This is a genomic window from Kitasatospora sp. NPDC034533, from assembly GCF_055575155.1.
Genome location: NZ_JBVITE010000043.1, coordinates 56,184 through 78,494, shown reverse-complemented (window position 1 = coordinate 78,494; position 22,311 = coordinate 56,184). Strand labels below are relative to the sequence as shown.

Annotated in this window: 18 protein-coding genes and 1 tRNA gene; 16 read left to right on the top strand and 3 right to left on the bottom strand. The window is 72.6% G+C overall.

All coding sequences use genetic code 11. The features are described from left to right. Window positions 1-208 precede the first annotated feature (208 nt). Together ACZ55U_RS26300 and ACZ55U_RS26295 are read right to left on the bottom strand one after the other, a co-directional pair. Complete coding sequence (locus ACZ55U_RS26300) at window positions 209-1,870, bottom strand: APC family permease (RefSeq protein ID WP_465529593.1); 1,662 nt, start codon at window positions 1,868-1,870, stop codon at window positions 209-211. Window positions 1,871-2,198: 328 nt separating this feature from the next. Next, window positions 2,199-2,283: transfer RNA gene (locus tag ACZ55U_RS26295), tRNA-Leu, on the bottom strand. A 421-nt stretch (window positions 2,284-2,704) separates the two neighbouring features. Here ACZ55U_RS26295 and ACZ55U_RS26290 point away from each other — a divergent pair. Continuing rightward, the gene (locus tag ACZ55U_RS26290; RefSeq protein WP_465529609.1) at window positions 2,705-3,214 is read left to right on the top strand and encodes an ATP-binding protein; all 510 of its coding nucleotides are present in this window, start codon (window positions 2,705-2,707) and stop codon (window positions 3,212-3,214) included. Window positions 3,215-3,393: 179 nt separating this feature from the next. Here ACZ55U_RS26290 and idi read toward each other — a convergent pair whose 3' ends face one another. After that, the gene (gene idi / locus ACZ55U_RS26285) at window positions 3,394-4,047 is read right to left on the bottom strand and encodes an isopentenyl-diphosphate Delta-isomerase (RefSeq protein WP_465529591.1); all 654 of its coding nucleotides are present in this window, start codon (window positions 4,045-4,047) and stop codon (window positions 3,394-3,396) included. Between the two features lie 625 nt (window positions 4,048-4,672). Between idi and ACZ55U_RS26280 the strand changes: the two genes are divergently transcribed. From ACZ55U_RS26280 to ACZ55U_RS26210, 15 genes are all read left to right on the top strand, one after another. Then, complete coding sequence (locus ACZ55U_RS26280) at window positions 4,673-5,428, top strand: phosphocholine cytidylyltransferase family protein (RefSeq protein WP_465529589.1); 756 nt, start codon at window positions 4,673-4,675, stop codon at window positions 5,426-5,428. Next, a complete protein-coding gene (locus ACZ55U_RS26275; protein ID WP_465529587.1) occupies window positions 5,416-6,477 on the top strand; it encodes an iron-containing alcohol dehydrogenase family protein in 1,062 nt (353 codons plus the stop codon). Before ACZ55U_RS26280 ends, ACZ55U_RS26275 begins: the two co-directional genes overlap by 13 nt. Window positions 6,478-6,568: 91 nt before the next feature. Further along, window positions 6,569-7,306 (top strand): CDP-alcohol phosphatidyltransferase family protein, encoded by a 738-nt coding sequence (locus ACZ55U_RS26270; protein ID WP_465529607.1) that lies wholly within the window; start codon window positions 6,569-6,571, stop codon window positions 7,304-7,306. Next, entirely contained in the window at window positions 7,303-8,202 is a 900-nt protein-coding gene (locus ACZ55U_RS26265; protein WP_465529585.1) for a glycosyltransferase family 2 protein, read from the top strand. The genes ACZ55U_RS26270 and ACZ55U_RS26265 overlap by 4 nt, the downstream gene beginning before the upstream one ends. 144 nt (window positions 8,203-8,346) lie before the next feature. Next, a complete protein-coding gene (locus ACZ55U_RS26260; RefSeq protein ID WP_465529583.1) occupies window positions 8,347-9,288 on the top strand; it encodes an ABC transporter permease in 942 nt (313 codons plus the stop codon). After that, window positions 9,281-10,090: an ABC transporter ATP-binding protein gene (locus ACZ55U_RS26255; protein ID WP_465529581.1), complete on the top strand. Its 810-nt coding sequence runs from the start codon at window positions 9,281-9,283 to the stop codon at window positions 10,088-10,090. Before ACZ55U_RS26260 ends, ACZ55U_RS26255 begins: the two co-directional genes overlap by 8 nt. A gap of 257 nt (window positions 10,091-10,347) precedes the next feature. Beyond that, a complete protein-coding gene (gene hpnC / locus ACZ55U_RS26250) occupies window positions 10,348-11,310 on the top strand; it encodes a squalene synthase HpnC (RefSeq protein ID WP_465529579.1) in 963 nt (320 codons plus the stop codon). 41 nt (window positions 11,311-11,351) lie between these two features. Continuing rightward, window positions 11,352-12,209, top strand: a complete 858-nt coding sequence (gene hpnD, locus ACZ55U_RS26245; protein WP_465529605.1) for a presqualene diphosphate synthase HpnD — start codon at window positions 11,352-11,354, stop codon at window positions 12,207-12,209. A gap of 127 nt (window positions 12,210-12,336) precedes the next feature. Then, window positions 12,337-13,770: a hydroxysqualene dehydroxylase HpnE gene (hpnE, locus tag ACZ55U_RS26240; RefSeq protein ID WP_465529577.1), complete on the top strand. Its 1,434-nt coding sequence runs from the start codon at window positions 12,337-12,339 to the stop codon at window positions 13,768-13,770. 179 nt (window positions 13,771-13,949) lie between these two features. Beyond that, complete coding sequence (locus tag ACZ55U_RS26235) at window positions 13,950-15,038, top strand: polyprenyl synthetase family protein (RefSeq protein WP_465529575.1); 1,089 nt, start codon at window positions 13,950-13,952, stop codon at window positions 15,036-15,038. Window positions 15,039-15,189: 151 nt separating this feature from the next. After that, window positions 15,190-17,127 (top strand): squalene--hopene cyclase, encoded by a 1,938-nt coding sequence (gene shc / locus ACZ55U_RS26230; protein WP_465529603.1) that lies wholly within the window; start codon window positions 15,190-15,192, stop codon window positions 17,125-17,127. Next, window positions 17,124-17,804 carry a 5'-methylthioadenosine/S-adenosylhomocysteine nucleosidase family protein gene (locus ACZ55U_RS26225; protein ID WP_465529573.1) on the top strand — a complete coding sequence of 227 codons (681 nt, stop codon included), beginning with the start codon at window positions 17,124-17,126 and terminating at the stop codon, window positions 17,802-17,804. The genes shc and ACZ55U_RS26225 overlap by 4 nt, the downstream gene beginning before the upstream one ends. Window positions 17,805-17,807: 3 nt before the next feature. Next, window positions 17,808-18,836, top strand: a complete 1,029-nt coding sequence (hpnH, locus tag ACZ55U_RS26220) for an adenosyl-hopene transferase HpnH (protein WP_465529571.1) — start codon at window positions 17,808-17,810, stop codon at window positions 18,834-18,836. Between the two features lie 120 nt (window positions 18,837-18,956). After that, on the top strand, window positions 18,957-20,867 hold the full coding sequence (gene dxs / locus ACZ55U_RS26215; protein ID WP_465529569.1) for a 1-deoxy-D-xylulose-5-phosphate synthase: 1,911 nt from the start codon (window positions 18,957-18,959) through the stop codon (window positions 20,865-20,867). Further along, window positions 20,857-22,257: an aspartate aminotransferase family protein gene (locus ACZ55U_RS26210; RefSeq protein WP_465529567.1), complete on the top strand. Its 1,401-nt coding sequence runs from the start codon at window positions 20,857-20,859 to the stop codon at window positions 22,255-22,257. Before dxs ends, ACZ55U_RS26210 begins: the two co-directional genes overlap by 11 nt. Window positions 22,258-22,311: the final 54 nt, after the last annotated feature.

Here is a 22,311-nt window from a genome sequence, read left to right as displayed (position 1 = left end):
GACGCTCGGCTGGGAAACCCCAGCCGAGCGTCTGGCTAAACTCCTCGCGGCCTAGACAACCGACCACGTGTTGCAACGACCGCTAGAAACCGCCGTGGGCGGTTTCCGATCGGCCCTTCACACGTCACACGAACCCGACACCAGGCGCCCGGCCCGGCTCGAACCCGAGAACCCGGGAGTCCTCGAACCCCCTCGAACCCGCGAGTCCTCAGACCCGCGAGGCCTCCGGGGCACCGGGCTCCGAGGCGCCGGCCGCCGCCGCGCCCTCGGTGCCCACCATCTCCTCGCGGACCTCCTCCAGCGAGGGGTTGGCCCAGGCGCTGGCGACGCCCCAGCGGTAGAACGCGAGCCCGATCACGGCGACGATCAGCAGGTCCCAGCCCTCCGGCAGGTACCCGTGCCCGCCGAAGTCGCTGCTGCCCGCCCAGGAGACGCCGGCCATCACGAACAGGTAGGCGACCATCCAGGCGCCCGCCTTCAGGTGCGGCTTCAGCTCGGCGAACGGCTTGCGCAGCTCGTACCAGGCCCAGATCGGCAGACCGGCGGCCATCAGCAGGATCACCTTGCCGGTGAGCGGCCAGCGGGCCCAGTAGAGGACGAGCGAGCCGAAGACCATCGCGATCGGGGCGATCACCGGCATGGCGCGCAGCCGGACCGGCCGCGGCAGCTCGGGGGCCAGGCGGCGCAGCGCCATCACGGCGACCGGGCCGGTGATGTACGAGATCACGGTGGCCACCGAGACGATCTCGGCCAGCGAGCCCCAGCCGCGGAAGACCGCCAGGAAGAGGAAGGCGACCACCAGGTTGAGCACCAGCGCCGGGCGCGGGATGCCGGTCTTGGCGTCGACCCGGCCGAAGACCTTCGGCAGGTGGCCGTTCTCCTGCACGCCGTGGATCATGCGCGAGGTGGTGGCGGCGTAGATCATGCCGGTGCCGGACGGCGAGATGAAGGCGTCCGCGTACAGGACGACCGCCAGCCAGTTGAGGCCCCAGGCGATGGCCAGGTCGGCCAGCGGCGAGGTGTACGAGAGGTTGCTCCAGCCGTTCGCCAGGTCGCCGCCGGGGATGGCGCCGAGGAAGGCGATCTGGAGCGCGACGTAGATCACCAGGGCGATCAGGATCGAGCCGATGACGGCCTTCGGCAGCGACTTGCCGGGGTTGCGGGCCTCACCGGCCAGGTTGAGCGGGGACTGGAAGCCGTTGAAGGCCCAGACGATGCCGGAGACCGCGACGGCGGTGAACACCGAGCTCCAGCCGTTCGGCGCGAAGCCGCCGTGGTCGGTGAAGTGCGAGGAGTCGAAGTGCGCGAAGAGCAGCGCGCCGGCGGTCAGCGTCGGCACGACGACCTTGAAGACGGTGATCGCGGTGTTGGTCTTGGCGAACAGCGTGATCGCGAACCAGTTCAGCGCGAAGTAGACGAGCAGCAGCACGCTGGCGAGTGCCACGCCGCTGACGGTCAGCTCCTTGCCGTCGTACAGGCCCTGTGCCCAGCCGAAGTGCCAGGAGCTCATGTACTGCACGGAGGCGGTGGCCTCACCCGGGATGACCGAGACGATGGCGATCCAGTTGGCCCAGGCGGCCAGGTAGCCGGCCAGCGACCCGTGCGAGTACTGGCCGTACCGGACCATGCCGCCGGCCTTGGGGAACATCGAGCCCAGCTCGCTGTAGGTGAGCGCGATGGTCAGCGCCACCGCGGCGCCGATCACCCAGGCGAGGATCGAGGCGGGTCCGGCGAGCTTGGCGGCCCGCTCGGCACCGAACAACCATCCGGATCCGATGATCGACCCCAGCCCGACCGCGGTCAGGCTGACGGTGCCGAGCGATCGGCGGTAGTTCTGGTGTGATGCCGTCGACGATTCGGGCTCACTCAACGTATCGGTCCTCTCGCTCGTGGTTCATCGGGTGGTGTCGGTGCTTTTGTGATTTTGGATCGTTATTTCGGACAAACGGAGAGCAGCCTATGGTCCAAAAGCGGACGTAAACCTCAGAGGGAGCTCAAATCATCCGATTGTTGCCATCTCGTGTCCGGCTTCCGGACCGGTGCGGACCGGAGGGGAGGCGGTCGCCACACCGCCCGGCAGGGGCGGCGGTCGGCGATGGCCGCCGGTGACGGCGATCGGGCCCGGCCCGGAAATGGCGGCGGCCCGCAAAACGGAAATTCCCCGCGGGTTCCTTTCGGCTCCCACGGGGAATTCTCTGTGTCCGAGGGGGGACTTGAACCCCCACGCCCGATAAAGGGCACTAGCACCTCAAGCTAGCGCGTCTGCCATTCCGCCACCCGGACCGGGTGTGTGCTTCGGGGGTTTTTCTCGCCCCCTCGGCGACAGAGAGAACATTACCAGGGTTCTGGAGTGCTTCTCACCTGCGCTTCCTCGGAGTCACGCGACTGGAGGCCGCCGATCGGGGGTCTCCGGGCCCCGTGGGCCCGCGGCGCCCCGTGGGCCCGCGGCGCCCCGTCCGCACAGGTTGGTACGGCTGGCGAACGCGCTCGAATCCCGCCCCAACCGGTGGCGTCCGCGAAGGAAGCGGTCGACTCCCACGCCGCCCGTGGTCTGTTCCGGCCGGAAGCGGTCCGACACGGGCAACTTGTCGACGGTGGCACGGCTGTCGCGGCGGCTCTCCTAGCCTCTGTGGACCGAGGGCGCCATGCAGCGGATCGCCTGATTCCCCGGGTCGCGGACGAAGGGCGGCTGGACGTGGAGCAGATCAGCGGAACGGCGAAGGCCGAGCCGGGACTCGGGGGGCGCAGGACGGGGCCGGGCGGCTCGCCGGCCGGCGCGGGCCCGGCCGAAGGGGTGTGGCGCTTCCCGGTGCCCGCCACCGAGGCCTCGGTGCCGCTCACCCGGCACGCGGTGCGCGACCGGCTGCTGGCCCAGGGCCTGACCGGGGTGCGCTACCAGGAACTGGTGGACGACCTGCTGCTGATCGTCTCGGAGCTGGTGGGCAACGCGGTGACGCACGCCGCCGAGCTGTCGCCCGAGGTGGTCACCGAGCTGTCGGTGGGCCCGGGCTGGGTGCGGGTGTCCGTCGAGGACGGCGACCCGTACCGGCCGAAGGCGCTGGAGAACGACACCGGCCGCACCGGCGGGCGCGGCCTGCTGCTGGTGAAGAGCGTCACGGCGCAGGCCGGCGGGGTGTGTGACGTCGAACGCAGGGGGGAGGGCGGCAAGGTCATCTGGGCCTCGCTGCCCGTCCCACCAGAGCCGGCCCGCTGACCGGCCCACGTCGGAACGCCCGGACCGCCGGCCCGGGCGCCCCGGCCGAGGGCGGGAACAGGGAACACACGGGAACACGGGCGCCCCGGCCGGGAGCCGGACCAGCCAGACCCGAAGTCGCACCGGAAGCCGGACTGGAAGCTGGACCGGAAGCCTGACCCCGAGCCACCCCGGCCCGACTACCAGTCCCGCCCAGCGATCTCCCGGATGCCCGGCAGCGCGGCCTCGAAGACCGTCTCGAACCAGACCGAGAACGGCCGCTCCGCCCGCAGCTCCCGCAGCTCCTGCGCGGTCACGAAGGCGAAGTCGTCCACCTCGTCCGGATCCGGCTCGACCGGCGCGGTGACCAGTCCCACGAACAGGTGGTTCCACTCCCGCTCGATCAGCCCGGAGGCCTCGTCCGGCAGGTCGTAGCGGACGGTGCCCGCCTCGCAGAGCAGCGCCGGTGCGACGCCCAGCTCCTCGGCGGTGCGCCGGGCCGCGGCGACGAACGGCGGCTCGTCCGGGTACGGGTGGCCGCAGCAGGTGTTCGACCAGACACCGGGGGAGTGGTACTTGCCGAGCGCCCGGCGCTGGAGCAGCAGCCGGCCCTGGCGGTCGAAGAGGAAGACCGAGAAGGCCCGGTGCAGCCGGCCGGGCTGCTGGTGGGCCCAGAGCTTCTCGCCGGTGCCGATCGTGACGCCCTCGTCGTCGACCAGTTCCAGCAGGATCTCGGCCCCGGTGGGCGCGGACCCCGTGGCCCGGGGGTCGGCCGTCACATCGGTCTCCACATCGAGACCGGTGTCGATCTCGGCGGCGAAGTGCGTCGGGTCGGTCGGCAGACTCTGGGGCATGAGGCCTCTTTCGGGAGCGGGAGCAACGGAGCATCGGGTGTCTCCGGCGCACCGGGCGGAGTGCGGCGGACACAGCGGGAGCACCTGCGCCGGCGTCGGGTCCAGTCTGCCGTATGGGCGGCACTCGACAGGGGTCCCACGCACAACCGGGCGGATCACGACCCGGAGAAGTCGGAAACCGGGCGGAGATGGCTCCGGGAAGCTTCTGAAAGGGTCATGAACTCGCAGAACCGTTCGGCGGTCGTTCGGGTCCCGTTCGACCGGTCCGGTGTCCCCGGCGGGCGGGGCACCGACGGAACCCGCCTCCGATCCAGGGCCGCCCGACCGCCACCCGACCATCGCCTGACCGCCGCCCGACCGCCGTCCGATCGTTGCCCGAGTGCCTTCCAGCCGCCGTCCGGCCGCCTTCCGGCCACGGCCTCGCAGCGCCCCCGCCCCGTCCCCCGGCCTGCGGGCGCGTTCGGGCCGGTCGCGCGGGTCGCCTACCATCACATACGACACGGTGCCCGGATCTGTGCCGGCACCGGCGCGCCGCCGCCCGACCCGGTCGAACACCGCCCGGGTGAGCCGGTGGCGCCGCCCCGGCACGGCCCGCGCGCACAGCACGACGGATCAGGAGACCCGCATGATCGGCCTCGTTCTGGCAGCCGGCGCCGGCCGCCGGCTGCGCCCGTACACCGACACCCTGCCCAAGGCGCTGGTGCCGGTCGACGGGGAGCGGACCGTCCTGGACCTCACCCTCGGCAACTTCGCCGAGGTCGGACTGCGCGAGGCCGCGATCGTCGTGGGCTACCGCAAGGAGGCGGTGTACGACCGCAAGGACGCCCTGGAGAGCAAGTACGGCGTCAAGCTCCACCTGGTCGAGAACGACAAGGCCGAGGAGTGGAACAACGCCTACTCGCTGTGGTGCGCCCGTGACCTGTTCGCCGAGGGCCTGCTGCTCGCCAACGGCGACACCGTCCACCCGGCCTCCGTCCAGCGCACCATGCTGGAGGGCAACCGGAACCTGGTCGACGGCGGCGCCGCCCCCGGCATCCTGCTCGCCCTCGACACGGTGAAGAAGCTCGCCGACGAGGAGATGAAGGTCGTCGTCGACCCGGCCGCCGGCATGCGCCGCATCACCAAGCTGATGGACCCCTCCGAGGCCAGCGGCGAGTACATCGGCGTCACCGTGATCAACCCGTCCGCCGCCGCCGACCTGACCGACGCGCTGCGCGCCACCTACGAGCGCGACCCCCAGCTGTACTACGAGGACGGCTACCAGGAGATGGTGGACCGCGGGCTGCGGATCGACGTGCAGCCGATCGGCGAGGTCTCCTGGGTCGAGGTCGACAACCACGACGACCTGGCGAAGGCGCGGGAGATCGCGTGCCGGTACTGACCCGACTGGTCCCGTCGCCGCTGTTCGTCGAGATCCGCCCGGGCGCCCTGGACGCGCTCGGCGGCATCCTCGCGGACCAGCGGCTGTCGGCCTCGGGCCGGATCGCGGTGGCGATCAGCAACGGCTCCGGCGCGGCCATGCGCCGCCGCCTGGAGCCGGCCCTGCCGGGAGCCGACTGGTACAACGTGGACGACGGCAGCCTGGACAGCGCGGTGCGGCTGGCCGAGTCGATGCGCGGCGGCCACTACGACGCGATGGTCGGACTCGGCGGCGGCAAGATCATCGACGCCGCCAAGTACGCCGCGGCCCGGGTCGGCCTGCCGCTGGTCGCGGTGGCCACCAACCTGGCCCACGACGGCATCTGCTCGCCGGTCTCCACCCTGGACAACGACGCCGGCCGCGGCTCCTACGGGGTGCCCAGCCCCATCGGCATCGTGGTCGACCTGGACGTCATCCGGCAGGCCCCGCCGCGCTTCGTGGCGGCCGGCGTGGGCGACGTCGTCTCCAACATCTCCGCGTGCGCGGACTGGGAGCTGTCGCACGCGGTGACCGGCGAGCCGGTGGACGGCCTGGCCGTCGCGATGGCCCGCTCGGCGGGGGAGAACCTGCTGCGGCACCCGGGGAGCATCGAGGACCAGGACCTCCTGACGGCGCTCGCCGAGGCCCTGGTACTGTCCGGCATCGCGATGAACATCGCGGGCAGCACCCGGCCCTCGTCGGGCGCCTGCCACGAGATCTCGCATGCCCTGGACGTGCTGTATCCCAAGCGGTCCGCCCAGCACGGCGAACAGGTCGGCCTCGGCGCCGCCTTCGCCAGCTTCCTGCGGGGCGAGCGTGAGCTGACCGGTCAGATCGTGGAGCGCCTGGCGAGCCACGGACTGCCGGTGACCGCCGCTCAGATCGGCTTCACCGAGGCGGAGTTCACCGAAGCGGTGCACTACGCTCCGAACACCCGACCGGGGCGCTTCACCATCCTCGAACACCTCGACCTCTCCCCTTCCGCAATCAGGGACGCGTACGCCGACTATGTCCAAGCCGTCAACAGCTGACCCCTCCACCGCGGGCGCCGGGCGTCCCCCGGTGGACCTGACCCGCCGGCCCTCGATCGAGGAACTGCGGGCGGTGATCCACCCCGAGGGGATGCTCCAGCGCCGCAGCGCCGAGCACTGGGCCGGGCGCCTGTACATGCGGAAGATCTCGCTGCGGATCACCCGCGTGCTCTCCACCATGACGGCGATCACGCCCAACGGCCTGACGTACCTGATGATGTTCACCGGCATCCTGGCCGGCGCCGCGCTGGTCGTGCCGGGCATCGCGGGCGCCGTCCTGGGCGCCCTGCTGATCCAGGTCTACCTGCTGCTGGACTGCGTGGACGGCGAGGTGGCCCGCTGGCGCCGGCAGACCTCGCTCACCGGCGTCTACCTGGACCGGGTCGGCCACTACATGTCCGAGGCCGCCCTGCTGACCGGCCTCGGTCTGCGCGCCACCGACCTGGCGCACCGCGAGGGCGGCGGCTCGCACTGGGAGTGGGCCTTCCTCGGCACCCTGGCCGCGCTCGGCGCGATCCTGATCAAGTCCGAGACCGACCTGGTGGACGTGGCCCGGGCCCGCAGCGGACTGACCGCCGTCGAGGACAGCGCCTCGGTGCCGCGCTCGGCCGCCGTCGCCAAGGCCCGCCGGGCGGCCTCGCTGCTGAAGTTCCACCGCCTGGTCGGCGCGGTCGAGGCCTCGCTGTTCATCCTGGCCGCGGGGATCGCCGACACCGTGCACGGCGGGCTCCTGTTCACCCGGCTCGCGGTGGTCGTCCTGGCGGCGATCGCGATGCTCCAGACCGTGCTGCACCTGCTGAGCATCGTCCTGTCGAGCAGGCTGCGATGAGTACGGCGAGGAACGCGGACGACTTCCGCCTCGGCGCCGTGATCATCACGATGGGCAACCGGCCCGCCGAGCTCAACACCCTGATCGAGGCCGTCCGCGCCCAGGAGGGCCCCGCGGTCGAGCTGGCCGTGGTCGGCCAGGGCGCGCCGCTGCCCCCGCTGCCGGCGGGCGTGCGCAGCGTCGAGCTGCCGGAGAACCTCGGCATCCCGGGCGGCCGCAACGTCGGCATCGAGCTGTTCGGCCCGGACGGCGCGGAGGTCGACGCCGTCCTCTTCCTGGACGACGACGGGAACCTGCCGCGCACCGACTCGGCCCGGCTGCTGCGCGAGGCCTTCACCGCCGACCCGGAGCTGGGCATCGTCTCCTTCCGGATCGCCGACCCGCAGACCGGGGCCACCCAGCGCCGGCACGTCCCCCGGCTGCGCGCCAGCGACCCGCTGCGCTCGTCCCGGGTGACCACCTTCCTGGGCGGCGCGAGCGCGGTGCGCTGCAAGGTGTTCGAGCAGGCCGGCCAGCTGCCCGCCGAGTTCTTCTACGCCCACGAGGAGACCGACCTCGCCTGGCGCGCGCTGGACGCCGGCTGGGCCATCGACTACCGGGCGGACGTGGTGCTGCACCACCCCACGACCTCGCCCGCCCGCCACGCGACCTACTTCCACAACGTGGCCCGCAACCGGGTCTGGCTCGCGAGGCGGAACCTTCCGGCCCCGTTGGTGCCTCTCTATCTGGGAACCTGGTTCCTGCTGACCCTGGCCCGCCGCCCCTCCCCGGAGGCGCTGAAGGCCTGGTGGGGCGGATTCCGGGCGGGCTGGCGCGAACCCTGCGGTCCGCGGCGGCCCATGCGGTGGCGTACCGTCTGGCGACTGACCAGGCTGGGCCGACCACCGATCATCTGATCGCATCCGATCGGATGATCGATCGCTTCGGCCGGTGCCCACACACCGGCCGGCTCCCCCGAGATCCCAGTGGATCCCCATCGGCGCACGACCGGCGGACCCCGCCGACCGGCCGCTCCGACCGATCCCGCGTGAAGGACGAATGTGTCGACAGTGAGTGAACCCGTCAGCCTCTCGGCCCCCAGGGGGGCGGACGCGGGCCTGACCCCCAAGCAGCTGGCGGACAAGTACGGTCTGGCGGTGAGCGGCGCCCGTCCCGGCCTGTTCGCCTACTCCAAGCAGCTCTGGGCCCGGCGCCACTTCATCTGGGCCTTCGCCACCGCCCGCCTGGTGGCCCAGTACACCAACGCCAAGCTCGGCCAGCTGTGGCAGGTGGTGACCCCGCTGCTCAACTGCGCGGTGTTCTACCTGGTCTTCGGCGTGATCCTGTCGAGCAAGCAGGGCTTCCCGGAGAACACCTACATCGCCTGGCTCTGCATCGGCGTCTTCGTCTTCCAGTTCACCCAGAACGCGGTGCAGGCCGGCACCCGGGCGATCTCCGACAACCTCGGGCTGATCCGGGCGCTGCACTTCCCCCGGGCCAGCCTCCCCATCGCCTTCACCGTGATCCAGCTCCAGCAGCTGCTGATCTCCATGGTGGTCCTGGTCGTCACCGTGCTCGCCGCCGGCATCACCCCGGGCCGGACCTGGCTGCTGATCATCCCGGCGCTGCTGCTGCAGACGCTCTTCAACACCGGCATCTCGCTGGTGATGGCCCGCATCGGCGCCCGGACCAGCGACATCTCCCAGCTGATCCCGTTCGTGATGCGCGCCTGGATGTTCCTGTCCGGCGTGATGTTCAGCATCCAGGACAAGATCACCCACTGGCCGCCCGTCGTCCGGACGCTGATGGAGCTCAACCCGGCGTCGGTCTACATGGACCTGCTCCGGCACGCCTTCGCGCCGGTCATCTACAACCCGCACCAGCCGGTGTTCCAGAAGCTGCCGCCGCACCAGTGGACGTACGGCGTGGCCTGGGGCATCGGCATGTTCGTCGTCGGATACGTCTTCTTCTGGAAGGCCGAGGAGGAGTACGGCCGTGGCTGACATCGACCTGAGCACGAGCGGCACCGTCCGGGACACGGACGTGGCCCGCGAGCCCACCGTCGTCGTCGACGACGTGCACATCGTCTACAAGGTGCACGGCGCCGGCTCCGGCAAGGGCAGCGCCACCTCGGCGCTGAGCCGCATCATCAGCCGCAAGCGCGCCGCCGGCGTGCGCGAGGTGCACGCGGTCAAGGGCATCAGCTTCACCGCGTACAAGGGCGAGGCGATCGGCCTGATCGGCTCCAACGGCTCCGGGAAGTCGACCATGCTGGCGGCCATCGCCGGCCTGCTGCCGACCGAGAAGGGCGGCATCTACACCAACGGCCAGCCCTCCCTGCTGGGCGTCAACGCCGCCCTGATGAACGAGCTCACCGGCGAGCGCAACGTCATCCTCGGCTGCCTGGCGATGGGCATGACCCCGGCCCAGGTGCGGGCGCGCTACCAGGAGATCGTCGACTTCTCCGGCATCAACGACAAGGGCGACTTCATCTCCCTGCCGATGCGCACCTACTCCTCCGGCATGGGCGCCCGGCTGCGCTTCTCGATCGCGGCCGCCAAGACCCACGACGTGCTGCTGATCGACGAGGCCCTCGCCACCGGCGACCAGGCCTTCCAGCAGCGCAGCAAGCGGCGGATCGACGAGCTGCGCAAGTCCGCCGGCACGGTCTTCCTGGTCAGCCACGACAACAACTCGATCCGCGAGGTCTGCGAGCGGACCATCTGGATCGAGGCCGGCGAGCTGGTCATGGACGGTCCCACCGACGAGGTCGTCCGCCGCTACGAGCGCGGCGAGCGCCCGTAGGCGTCCGCGCCCACCAGGGCCGGTTCCGGATCTCCGGGACCGGCCCTGCGCGTTGCCCGGGACGCCGCGGCTCAAGGCCTGGTCAGGCCCTCTTCTCACCCGGCGCCCGGGCGTGAAAGCCTGGTGTCCGCGGGGGCGGTGTGCCGCGCGTGACGCCCGCGCTCGGACGCGTGTCCGAGTCCGGCTGGTCCTGCCAAGCGGTGTAGAACGGGGGAGTGACAGCAGTGTCGGCTTCGGCCCAGCCCAGAGATACGCCGGTGAACGGTTCCGCAGGACAGACCCTGGACAAGGCGGGGGCGGAGAACTTCCCCGTGGCCCCGTTCTTCCTGCCCGCGGCCTGGCGCGGCGACCTGATGGCGGTGTACGGCTTCGCCCGCCTGGTCGACGACGCGGGCGACGGCGACCTGGCCGACCCGGCCGCCACCGCCCGCCTGCTCGGGGTCGCGCAGACGCCCCCCGCCACCCCTTCGGCCCAGTGCGGCCCGCCGGCCGCCGAGGAGACCGCCTTCCGGCTCGCCCTGCTCGACGGGCTGGAGCGGGACCTCGACCGGGTCTTCGAGACCGCGCTGCGCACCGCGGGCGGCTCCGCGGCCGGGGCCGACCGCCCCCGCCACCCGCTGATGAGCGCGCTCGTCCCGCTGGTCGACCGCCGCGGTCTGACCCCCGAGCCGTTCCGCCGTCTGATCGAAGCCAACCGGGTGGACCAGACCACCGCCCGCTACGCGACCTACGACGACCTGATCGGCTACTGCACCCTCTCCGCCGACCCGGTCGGCCGTCTGGTGCTGTCCATCGCCGGCGTCTCCACCCCCGAGCGGATCGAGCTCTCCGACGCCGTCTGCAGCGCCCTCCAGGTGGTCGAACACCTCCAGGACGTGGCCGAGGACCTGTCCCGCGGCCGGATCTACCTGCCCACCGAGGACCTCGAACGCTTCGGCGTCACCGAGGACGACCTCGCCGCCCCGTCCGCCAACGGCGCGGTCCGCGAGCTGATCGCCTTCGAGGTCGAGCGTGCCCGCACCCTGCTGGACCGCGGCGCACCATTGGTAGGTACGGTTCGGGGGAGGCTTCGACTGCTCCTGGCGGGATTCACCGCGGGCGGCTACGCGGCCCTGGCGGCCGTCGAGGACGCCGGGTACGACGTGCTCGCACGGCAGGCGAAGCCGGACAAGCGCCGCCTCGCAGCGAAGGCGGCGTCCATCTTCGCGAAGGGAAGGTGAACGCCCGAGTGGCGGCATCACCACTGGCGTCGGCCCCGGTCATGGCGGCGTACCGGTACTGCGAGGCAGTCACCGGGCTTCAGGCGCGCAACTTCAGCTACGGCATCCGGTTGCTGCCCGAGCCCAAGCGGCTGGCCATGTCGGCCCTGTACGCGCTGGCCCGCCGGGTGGACGACATCGGCGACGGCGACCTTCCGGACGACCGCAAGGCCGAGGCCCTGCTGCGCACCCGGGAACTGGTGGACGAGGTCCGCTCCGGGAGGGTCGCCGAGGACGACACCGATCCGATCAAGGTCGCCTTGGCCGACGCGGCCCGGCGCTTCCCGATCCCGCTCGGTGGCTTCGACGAGCTGATCGACGGCGTCGAGATGGACCTCAAGGGCGCCGAGTACCAGACCTACGAGGAGCTGAAGGTCTACTGCCGCTGCGTCGCCGGCGCGATCGGCCGGCTCTCGCTGGGCGTCTACGGCTGCGACGACCCCGAGCGCGGGGCGCGGTACGCGGACACCCTGGGCCTGGCCCTCCAGCTCACCAACATCCTGCGCGACCTGCGCGAGGACGCCCTGAACGGCCGTACCTACCTGCCTGCCGAGGACCTGGTCCGGTTCGGCTGCGAGCAGGGCTTCGCGCTGCCCAAGCCGCCGCTCGGCGCGGACTTCACCGGCCTGGTGGCCTTCGAGGCCGCCCGCGCCCAGGCCGCCTTCGAGGAGGGCCTGCGGCTGCTGCCGATGCTCGACCGCCGCAGCCGCGCCTGCACCGCCGCCATGGCCGGGATCTACCACCGGCTGCTCGGCCGGATCGCCGCCGACCCGGAGTCGGTGCTCCGCGGCCGGGTCTCGCTGCCGGGCTGGGAGAAGGCGTACGTGGCGCTTTCCGGGCTCGCCGGGGGGCGTTCTTGATTCTCGCGAGAGTTCTGTCACGCTGTGTCGGCATCGAATCACGTGCGGGCGGTCCCGTGCCGACCGGGCGGGGGCCGGCCACCGCGACCGCCTGTGAGCGGTCCACCGAGTGCGAGGGGGATGACCGATGACCGGGCGAGCCGATGCCGCGCGCCCGGCCGCGGTCGTGGTCGGCGGGGGCCTGGCCGGCATCACCGCCGCGCTGCGCCTCGCCGAGGCGGGCCACCGGGTCACCCTCGCGGAGGGCCGGCCCCGGCTCGGCGGCCTGGCCTTCTCCTTCCAGCGCGGCGAGCTGACCGTCGACAACGGCCAGCACGTCTACCTGCGCTGCTGCACCGCCTACCGCGGCCTGCTGGACCGCCTCGGCGCCACCCGGCTGTCCCACCTCCAGGACCGTCTCGACATCCCGGTGCTCTCCGTGACCGGCCCCGGGACCGCGCCCGAGCGCACCCTCGGACGGCTGCGCCGGACCGGCCTGCCCGTGCCCCTGCACCTGGCCGGCAGCCTGGCCCGCTACCCGCACCTGAGCCCGGCCGACCGCGCCCGGGTGGTCCGCGGCGCCCTCGCCCTGCGGGCCCTGGACCTCGCCGACCCGGCGCTGGACCGGACCTCCTTCGGCGAGTGGCTGCGCCGCAACGGGCAGAACGCCGCCACCCGGGCCGCCCTGTGGGACCTGGTCGGCGTCGCGACCCTGAACGCCCGGGCCGACCAGGTGTCGATGGCGCTCGCCGGAATGGTCTTCAAGACAGGCCTGCTCTCCGACCCGGGCGCCTCGGACATCGGCGTCGCCGCCGTCCCGCTCGGCACGATCCACCACGACCGGGCGCTCGCCGAGCTGGAGCGGGCCGGCGTCAGGGTGCTGCTGCGCGCCAAGGCCACCGAGCTGAAGCCGGCCTCGCCGCAGCACGCCGTCCGGCTGGAGGGCGGGGAACTGCTCACCGCCGACACCGTCGTGCTGGCCGGCGCCCAGGACAGCGCGGCCGCCCTGTTGCCCCCGAACGCCGTCCCCGGGCAGGAGCGACTGGCCGGCTTCGGCACCGCCCCGATCCTCAACGTCCACGTGATCTACGACCGCAAGGTGCTGCGCCGGCCGTTCTTCGCCGCGCTGGGCTCCCCGGTCCAGTGGGTCTTCGACCGCACCGCGCACTCCGGCCTGGCCGCCACGTCGCTGGGCCGGGCCCACCCGGGCGCCCAGTACCTGGCGCTGTCGCAGTCCGCGGCGCAGGACGAGATCGACCTGCCGGTCGCCGAGCTGCGCGGCCGCTACCTGCCCGAGCTGGGCCGGCTGCTGCCGGCCGCGGCCCGGGCCGAGGTGCTGGACTTCTTCGTCACCCGGGAGCGCACCGCGACCTTCGACCCGGCTCCGGGCAACGGGGCGCTGCGTCCCTCGGCCCGCACCGAGGTCCCCGGACTGCTGCTGGCCGGCTCGTGGACGGCCACCGGCTGGCCCGCGACCATGGAAGGGGCCGTGCGCAGCGGCCACGCGGCGGCCGACGCCGTGCTCGCCGCGGCCGGCACCAGGGCGCCGGTGGACCGGGGCGACGGGAGGTGGCCCAGGTGACGGCGGGCCTCGCCGCCGGAGAGCCCGCCAGAGCCGACGGGCGTACCGTCGCAACCACCGGCAACGGCCCCACCGGCCGCACCGGCACCATCGGCCCAGGCACTCGATCAGGCACCAGCCGCACCGACAGCACCCGGCCGCCCAGCGCGGTCCGGCACCACGAGGGAGAGGGAACGCACGTGGAGTCACGCACCGGCTTCGCCGTCGGAGGCACGGCGCACGCCGAACCGGTCTCGGTGCCGGAGCTGCTCGCCCGCAGCCGTACGCTCTGCACCCCGCCGCTACGGGCCGCCGTCGCCCGTCTGGCCGCACCCATGGACACCGTCGCCGCCTACCACTTCGGCTGGATCGACCGGGACGGCACTCCGGTGACGGGCGACGGCGGCAAGGCCGTGCGCCCGGCGCTGGCGCTGCTGTCGGCCCGGGCGCACGGCGCGGCGGAGGAGGTGGGGGTGCCCGGCGGTGTCGCGGTTGAACTGGTGCACAACTTCTCCCTCCTCCATGATGATCTGATGGACGGTGACGAGACCCGGCGGCACCGGGCCACCGCCTGGACGGTCTTCGGGCCGGCCCAGGCGATCCTGGTCGGCGACGCCCTGGCGACGCTGGGCACGGAGGTGCTGCTCGACGCCGCGGTGACCGGCGGCACCAGCGCCACCGACGCGGCTCGGGCCGTGAGGCTGCTCACCACGGCGACCCGCCGGCTGATCGACGGCCAGGCCATGGACGTCGCCTTCGAGCAGCGCGACAGCGTCACCGTCGCGGAGTGCCTGGAGATGGAGGGCGGCAAGACGGCGGCGCTGCTGGCCGCCGCCTCGGCGATCGGCGCCGTCCTGGCCGGCGCCGACGACAAGGTCTCCGACGCCCTCCAGCGCTACGGCCACCACCTGGGCCTGGCCTTCCAGGCGGTGGACGACCTGCTCGGCATCTGGGGCGCCACCGAGGTCACCGGCAAGCCGCACTGGGGGGACCTGCGCCAGCGCAAGAAGTCCCTGCCGGTGGCCGCCGCGCTGGCCGAGGGCGGAGCGGCCTCGCGCCGGCTCGCCGAGGAACTGGCCGACCCGAAGGGACGCGGAGAGGAGAGCGAGCCCGAGCTCGCCGCCCGCGCCGCGCTGATCGAGGAGGCCGGCGGTCGGGCCTGGACCCAGGAGGAGGCCCGCCGCCAGCACACGACTGCCCTCGCCGCCCTGGACGAGGTGCCCATGAGCGACGACGTGCGCGAGCACTTCGTCGCGCTCGCCGAATTCGTGGTGGTACGAGAGAGGTGACGTTACGTTGACAGCAACCGCGGACGGCCGGCTCGACCCTGAGTACGATCCCGAGCCGGTCGCGGTGGGCGACCGCCCCCCGGCCCTGCTGGGACCGGGCCGGCGGCAGCCCGAGGACACCGACCGGCTCCGGCCGGCCGGTGAGGCGGTCCTGCGGCCGGCCGACGCGCGGGAGGCCCTGGCCCGCGCCACCACCCACCTGCTCTCCCTGCAATCCTCCGAGGGCTGGTGGAAGGGCGACCTGGAGACCAACGTCACCATGGACGCCGAGGACTTACTGCTCCGCCAGTTCCTGGGAATCCGCACCGAGGAGCAGACCCGCGCCACCGCGAGGTGGATCCGCTCGCAGCAGCGCGAGGACGGCACCTGGTCCACCTTCCACGGCGGACCGCCCGAGCTGTCCACCACCGTGGAGGCGTACGTCGCCCTCAAACTGGCCGGCGACGACCCGGACGCCCCGCACATGCAGGCCGCCGCGCGCTACGTCCGCTCCGCCGGGGGAATCGCGGCCGCCCGGGTGTTCACCCGGATCTGGCTCGCGCTGTTCGGCTGGTGGCCCTGGGAACGGCTGCCCGAGATGCCGCCCGAGATCATGTTCCTGCCCAAGTGGCTGCCGCTGAACATCTACGCGTTCGGCTGCTGGGCCCGCCAGACCATCGTCCCGCTGACCGTCGTCTCGGCGCACCGCCCGGTCCGTCCGGCCCCCTTCGCGCTCACCGAGCTGCACACCGACCCGGACGACCCGTACCCCCACCGGCCGCTCGCCCGAGCCGCCTCCTGGGACGGCCTCTTCGAACGCCTCGACAAGGTGCTGCACGCCTACCACCGCCGGGCCCTGCGCCCGCTGCGCCGGCTGGCCCTCTCGCAGGCCTGCCGCTGGATCGTCGAACGGCAGGAGGCCGACGGCTGCTGGGGCGGCATCCAGCCCCCGGCCGTCTACTCGCTGATCGCCCTGCACCTGGAGGGCTACGAACTGGAGCACCCGGTGATGAAGGCCGGGCTCGCCTCCTTCGACGGCTTCACCGTGCACACCGAGGACGGCATGCGCTGGATGGAGGCCTGCCAGTCCCCGGTCTGGGACACCTGCCTGGCCACCATCGCGCTCGCCGACGCCGGGGTGCCGACCGACCACCCGGCGCTGGTCTCCGCGGCCGACTGGATGCTCGGCGAGGAGATCCGCAAGAGCGGCGACTGGTCCGTGCAGCGGCCCGGACTCGCCCCCGGCGGCTGGGCCTTCGAGTTCGAGAACGACACCTACCCCGACATCGACGACACCGCCGAGGTGGTGCTCGCGCTGCGCAGGGTGGACCACCCCGATCCGGCCAGGGTCGCCGCGGCGGTGGAGCGGGGCGTGCGGTGGAACCTCGGCATGCAGTCCAAGAACGGCGCCTGGGGCGCCTTCGACGTCGACAACACCAGCACGCTGCCCAACAAGCTGCCGTTCTGCGACTTCGGCGAGGTGGTCGACCCGCCGTCCGCCGACGTCACCGCCCACGTGGTGGAGATGCTCGCCGAGACCGGCCGCGCCCGCGACCCCCGGACCCGTCGCGGGATCGAATGGCTGCTGCGCAACCAGGAGGCCGACGGCTCCTGGTTCGGCCGGTGGGGCACCAACTACATCTACGGCACCGGCTCGGTGCTGCCCGCCCTGGTGGCGGCCGGCGTCCCGGACGAGCACCCGGCGATCCGCCGGGCGGTGCGCTGGCTGGAGGACCGGCAGAACACCGACGGAGGCTGGGGCGAGGACATGCGCTCCTACGAGGACCCGGCGCGCTGGGCCGGGCGGGGCGACTCCACCGCCTCGCAGACCGCGTGGGCGCTGATGGCGCTGCTCGCGGCGGGCGAGGGGCCGCAGGGCCGGGCGAACCCGGCGGTGGAGCGCGGAGTGGAGTGGCTGGTGCGCACCCAGCTGCCCGAGGGCACCTGGGACGAGCCGCAGTTCACCGGCACCGGGTTCCCGTGGGACTTCTCCATCAACTACCACCTGTACCGGCTGGTCTTCCCGATCACCGCGCTCGGCCGCTACCTCCACGGCGCCCCCGGCACGAGCCGGGCCGACGGGGCTCCGGCGATCGGGGCGGCGCGGTGACCACCGCCCCCCTCCTGGTGTTCTGCGCCCTGGGCCCCGAGGTCTGGGCCCTGCGCGGCGGCGACTGGCGCGGCGCGCCCGGCGGGTCCCCGGTGCTGGTGCGCACCGGGGTCGGCCGGCGGCGCGCCGCCCTGGCCGTGCGACGGCTGCTCGGCTCCGCGCCCGGCAGCTACGGCGCCGTGGTGGTGGCCGGGTTCGGCGCCGCCCTCGGGCCGGGCGTCCTGCCCGGCGACGTGGTCGCCGCCGACGGGGTGCGGGACGCGGAGGGCCACCTGTACCCGCTCGACTCCGGGGCGGAGCTCACCGCGGCGCTGAAGGAGCGCGGCCTGACCGTGCACACCGGAGTGCACCACACCGCCGACCACGTGGTGCGCGGCATCGAGCGGCGGGCGCTGCACCTCCAGGGCGCGCTCGCCGTCGACATGGAGGCCGCCGCCGTACTGGCCGCGCTGCGCGAGGTGCGGCCCGTCCTGCCGGCGGCCGTCCTGCGGGTGGTGGTGGACACCCCCGAGCACGAGCTGCTGCGGTTCGGTACCCTCCCGGCCGGGGTGCGCGCCTGGCGGACCCTGCGGGCGACGGTACCCGCCCTGGTCGACTGGTACCGGCAGGAGCGCGCGCCCGGCTCCGCAGACCTGAACCACCCCACATCCTCGACGCTCCCCCAGGAGGCGAGCTAAGTCATGGCCATGCCATTGCGCCAGACCATGCGGGTCGGCACCTACCTCATGCAGCAGAAGCTGCTCAAGCGGCGGGACAAGTTCCCGCTGATCGTGGAGCTGGAGCCGCTGTTCGCCTGCAACCTCGCCTGCGAGGGCTGCGGCAAGATCCAGCACCCGGCGGGCGTCCTGAAGCAGCGGATGCCCGTCGCCCAGGCGGTCGGCGCGGTCCTGGAGTCCGGCGCCCCGATGGTCTCCATCGCCGGCGGCGAGCCGCTGATGCACCCGCAGATCGACGAGATCGTCCGGCAGCTGGTCGCCCGCCGCAAGTACGTGTTCCTCTGCACCAACGCGTTGCTGATGCGCAAGAAGATGGACAAGTTCAAGCCCTCGCCGTACTTCACCTTCGCGGTGCACATCGACGGCATGCGCGAGCGGCACGACCAGTCGGTGGCCAAGGAGGGCACCTTCGACGAGGCGGTGGCCGCGATCAAGGAGGCCAAGCGGCGCGGCTTCCGGGTCACCACCAACAGCACCTTCTTCAACACCGACACCCCGCAGACCGTCGTCGAGGTGCTGGACTTCCTCAACGACGAGCTCAAGGTGGACGAGATGATGATCTCGCCCGCCTACGCCTACGAGAAGGCCCCCGACCAGGAGCACTTCCTCGGCGTCGAGCAGACCCGGGAGCTCTTCCGCAAGGCCTTCGCCGGCGGCAACCGCAAGCGCTGGCGGCTCAACCACAGTCCGCTCTTCCTGGACTTCCTGGAGGGCAAGGCCGACTTCGAGTGCACCCCCTGGGGCATCCCCAACTACTCGTTGTTCGGCTGGCAGCGGCCCTGCTACCTGATGGCCGACGGCTACGTGCCCACCTACCGGGAGCTGGTCGAGAAGACCGACTGGAGCAAGTACGGGCGCGGCAAGGACCCGCGCTGCGCCAACTGCATGGCCCACTGCGGCTACGAGCCGACCGCCGTCCTCGCGACCATGGGCTCGCTCCAGCAGTCGCTGCGCGCCATCACCGAGACCGTCAGCGGCAACCAGGGCCGCTGAGCGGGGAGTCGACCCCCGCCGGCACCGGCCGGCACCCCGGCCCGGGCCCCGCGTCCGGGCCGGGGCCCCCGGGCCGGCCCACAGGCACCGTCGTACCGCTTCGAGTCGTGAGGTGTACCCGTGTCACTGCTCTCCCGCGTCACGTCCCCGGCCGAGCTCCGCAAGCTCCCGGCGGGCGAACTGCCTTTGCTCGCCGAGGAGATCCGCGAGTTCCTGATCGACGCCGTGACCCGCACCGGCGGCCACCTCGGACCCAACCTCGGCGTGGTGGAGCTGACCATCGCGCTGCACCGGGTCTTCGATTCACCGTACGACCGGATCGTCTTCGACACCGGCCACCAGAGCTACGTCCACAAACTGCTCACCGGCCGCCAGGACTTCACCCGGCTGCGGATGCGCGGCGGGCTCTCCGGGTACCCCTCGCGGGACGAGTCCCCCCACGACCTGGTCGAGAACTCGCACGCCTCCACCGCGCTCTCCTACGCCGACGGCCTGGCCAAGGCCGCCCGGCTGCTCGGCCAGCACGACCGGCACACCGTCGCGGTGATCGGCGACGGCGCGCTCACCGGCGGGCTCGCCTGGGAGGCGCTCAACAACATCGCCGAGGCGCGCGACCGTCCGCTGGTCATCGTCGTCAACGACAACGAGCGCTCCTACGCCCGGACCATCGGCGGCCTCGCCAACCACCTGGCCACCCTGCGCACCACCCAGGGCTACGAGCGCTTCCTCGCCCTCGGCAAGGAGGCCCTGCAACGCACCCCGCTGGTCGGCCAGCCGATCTTCGACGCGCTGCACGGCGCCAAGAAGGGCTTCAAGGACGCCTTCGCCCCGCAGGGCATGTTCGAGGACCTCGGCCTCAAGTACCTGGGGCCGATCGACGGCCACGACCTGGGCCAGGTCGAACAGGCGCTGAGGCAGGCCCGCAACTTCGGCGGGCCGGTCATCGTGCACTGCCTGACCGTCAAGGGGCGCGGCTACCGGCCGGCCGAGCAGGACGAGGCCGACCGCTTCCACGCCGTCAACCCGATCGACCCGTACACCTGCCTGCCGATCTCGCCCAGCGGCGGGGTCTCCTGGACCTCGGTCTTCGGGGACGAGCTGGTCGGCCTCGGCGCCGAGCGGCCGGACCTGGTGGCGATCACCGCGGCGATGCTCCAGCCGGTGGGCCTGGCCCCGTTCGCCAAGGCCTACCCGAGCCGCACCTTCGACGTCGGGATCGCCGAGCAGCACGCCGTCACCAGCGCGGCCGGGCTGGCCACCGGCGGGCTGCACCCGGTGGTCGCGGTGTACGCCACCTTCCTCAACCGGGCCTTCGACCAGGTGCTGATGGACGTCGCCCTGCACAAGCTCGGCGTCACCTTCGTGCTCGACCGCGCCGGGGTCACCGGGCCGGACGGCGCCTCGCACAACGGCATGTGGGACATGTCGATCCTCCAGGTCGTCCCCGGTCTGCGGCTCGCCGCGCCACGCGACGCCGAGCAGTTGCGGGCCCAGCTGCGCGAGGCCGTCGAGGTCGACGACGCGCCGACCGTGGTGCGCTTCCCCAAGGGGAACGTCGGCCCCGCGGTGCCGGCCGTCGAGCGGATCGGCGGGGTGGACGTCCTGCTGCGCACCGGGCCGGCACCGGAGATCCTGCTCGTCGCGGTCGGCGCCACCGCCTGCGCCTGCCTGGACGCGGCCCGCCTGCTGCTCGCCGAGGGCTTCACCGCGACCGTGGTCGACCCGCGCTGGGTCAAGCCGGTCGACCCGGCGCTGCCCGAACTGGCCGCCGCCCACCGGCTGGTGGTCACCGTCGAGGACAACGGCCGGATCGGCGGCGTCGGCTCGGCCGTCAGCCAGGCCCTGCGCGACGCCGACGTGGACGTACCGGTGCGGGTGCTCGGCCTGCCCCAGGAGTTCCTCGGCCACGCCTCGCGCGGGGAGATCCTGGAGGAGGCCGGACTCACCGGGACCGGGGTCGCCGCCCAGACCGCCGTCTTCGCCAAGAACCTGCTACCGACCCGAGGAGCGAACCCGCGCCATGCCGGCTGATCCAGACCGCCCCGCCTTCGACCTCGCCGCGCTGATCGCCGAACGCGGCGGCGAGCGCTACGAGTTGAACAGCCGCTACCTCAACCCGCAGCTGCCGCGGATGCTGCGCACCCTCGGCTTCGACAAGTACTACGAGCGCGCCCAGGGCCAGTACTTCTACGACGCCGAGGGCAACGAGTACCTCGACATGCTGGCCGGCTTCGGCATCTTCGCGCTCGGCCGCCACCACCCGACGGTGCGCTCGGCCGTCCGGCAGGTGATGGACCTCGACCTGCCGGACCTGCTCCGCTTCGACTGCTCGCCGCTGCCCGGCCTGCTGGCCGAGCGGCTGCTCGCCCAAGCGCCCGGACTGGACCGGGTGTTCTTCGGCAACAGCGGCACCGAGGCGGTGGAGACGGCGCTCAAGTTCGCCCGGTACGCCACCGGCCGACGGCGGATCCTCTACGCCGACCACGCCTTCCACGGGCTCACCGCCGGCTCGCTCTCGGTCAACGGGGAGAGCGGATTCCGCAAGGGCTTCGACCCGCTGCTACCGGACACCGCCATCCCGCTCGGCGATCTCGGCGCGCTGACCCGGGAGTTGAAGCGCGGCGACGTCGCGGGCCTGATCGTCGAACCGATCCAGGGCAAGGGCGTCCACGCGCCGCCGCCCGGCTGGCTGCGGGCCGCCCAGACGGTGCTCCACGAGCACAGGGCGCTGCTGATCTGCGACGAGGTGCAGACCGGCATCGGGCGCACCGGCGAGTTCTTCGCCTACCAGCACGAGGAGGGCGTGCTGCCCGACCTGGTCTGCGCGGCCAAGGCGCTGTCCGGCGGGTACGTGCCGATCGGGGCGACGCTCGGCAAGAGCTGGATCTTCGAGAAGGTGTACTCCTCGATGGACCGGGTGCTGGTGCACTCGGCCAGCTTCGGGTCCAACGCCCAGGCGATGGCCGCCGGGCTGGCGACCCTGGAGGTGCTGCGCGAGGAACAGGTGGTGGACAACGCCCGCAAGGTGGGTGACCACTTCCGTGAGCGGCTGTCCGCACTGGTCGACGAGTACGAGCTGCTCGCCGAGGTGCGCGGGCGCGGGCTGATGATCGGGATCGAGTTCGGCCGCCCCAAGTCGTTCAAGCTGCGCACCGGTTGGGCCGCGCTCCAGGCGGCGCGCAAGGGCCTGTTCGCGCAGATGGTCGTGGTGCCGCTGCTGCAACGGCACCGCATCCTGACCCAGGTGTCCGGGGACCACCTGGAGGTGATCAAGCTGATTCCACCGCTGATCATCACCGAGCGGGACGTGGACCGGTTCGTGGACGCCTTCACCGACATCATGGACGAGGCCCACCGGGGGAGCGGCCTGATGTGGGACTTCGGGCGAACACTGGTGAAACAGGCGGTCGGCAGCCGCTGAGGCGGGCCCCGGGAGGCGCGGAGTGGGAAGCCGGCCCGGCCGACTTCCCACTCC

What these genes read in the sequence shown, in the direction of transcription:
- idi (WP_465529591.1), bottom strand. Translation starts at nt 4,047, where the DNA reads ATGCCCCAGAGTCTGCCGACCGACCCGACGCACTTCGCCGCCGAGATC.
- ACZ55U_RS26280 (WP_465529589.1), top strand. Translation starts at nt 4,673, where the DNA reads ATGATCGGCCTCGTTCTGGCAGCCGGCGCCGGCCGCCGGCTGCGCCCG.
- ACZ55U_RS26270 (WP_465529607.1), top strand. Translation starts at nt 6,569, where the DNA reads ATGCTCCAGCGCCGCAGCGCCGAGCACTGGGCCGGGCGCCTGTACATG.
- ACZ55U_RS26265 (WP_465529585.1), top strand. Translation starts at nt 7,303, where the DNA reads ATGAGTACGGCGAGGAACGCGGACGACTTCCGCCTCGGCGCCGTGATC.
- hpnD (WP_465529605.1), top strand. Translation starts at nt 11,352, where the DNA reads ATGGCGGCGTACCGGTACTGCGAGGCAGTCACCGGGCTTCAGGCGCGC.
- hpnE (WP_465529577.1), top strand. Translation starts at nt 12,337, where the DNA reads ATGACCGGGCGAGCCGATGCCGCGCGCCCGGCCGCGGTCGTGGTCGGC.
- hpnH (WP_465529571.1), top strand. Translation starts at nt 17,808, where the DNA reads ATGGCCATGCCATTGCGCCAGACCATGCGGGTCGGCACCTACCTCATG.
- ACZ55U_RS26210 (WP_465529567.1), top strand. Translation starts at nt 20,857, where the DNA reads ATGCCGGCTGATCCAGACCGCCCCGCCTTCGACCTCGCCGCGCTGATC.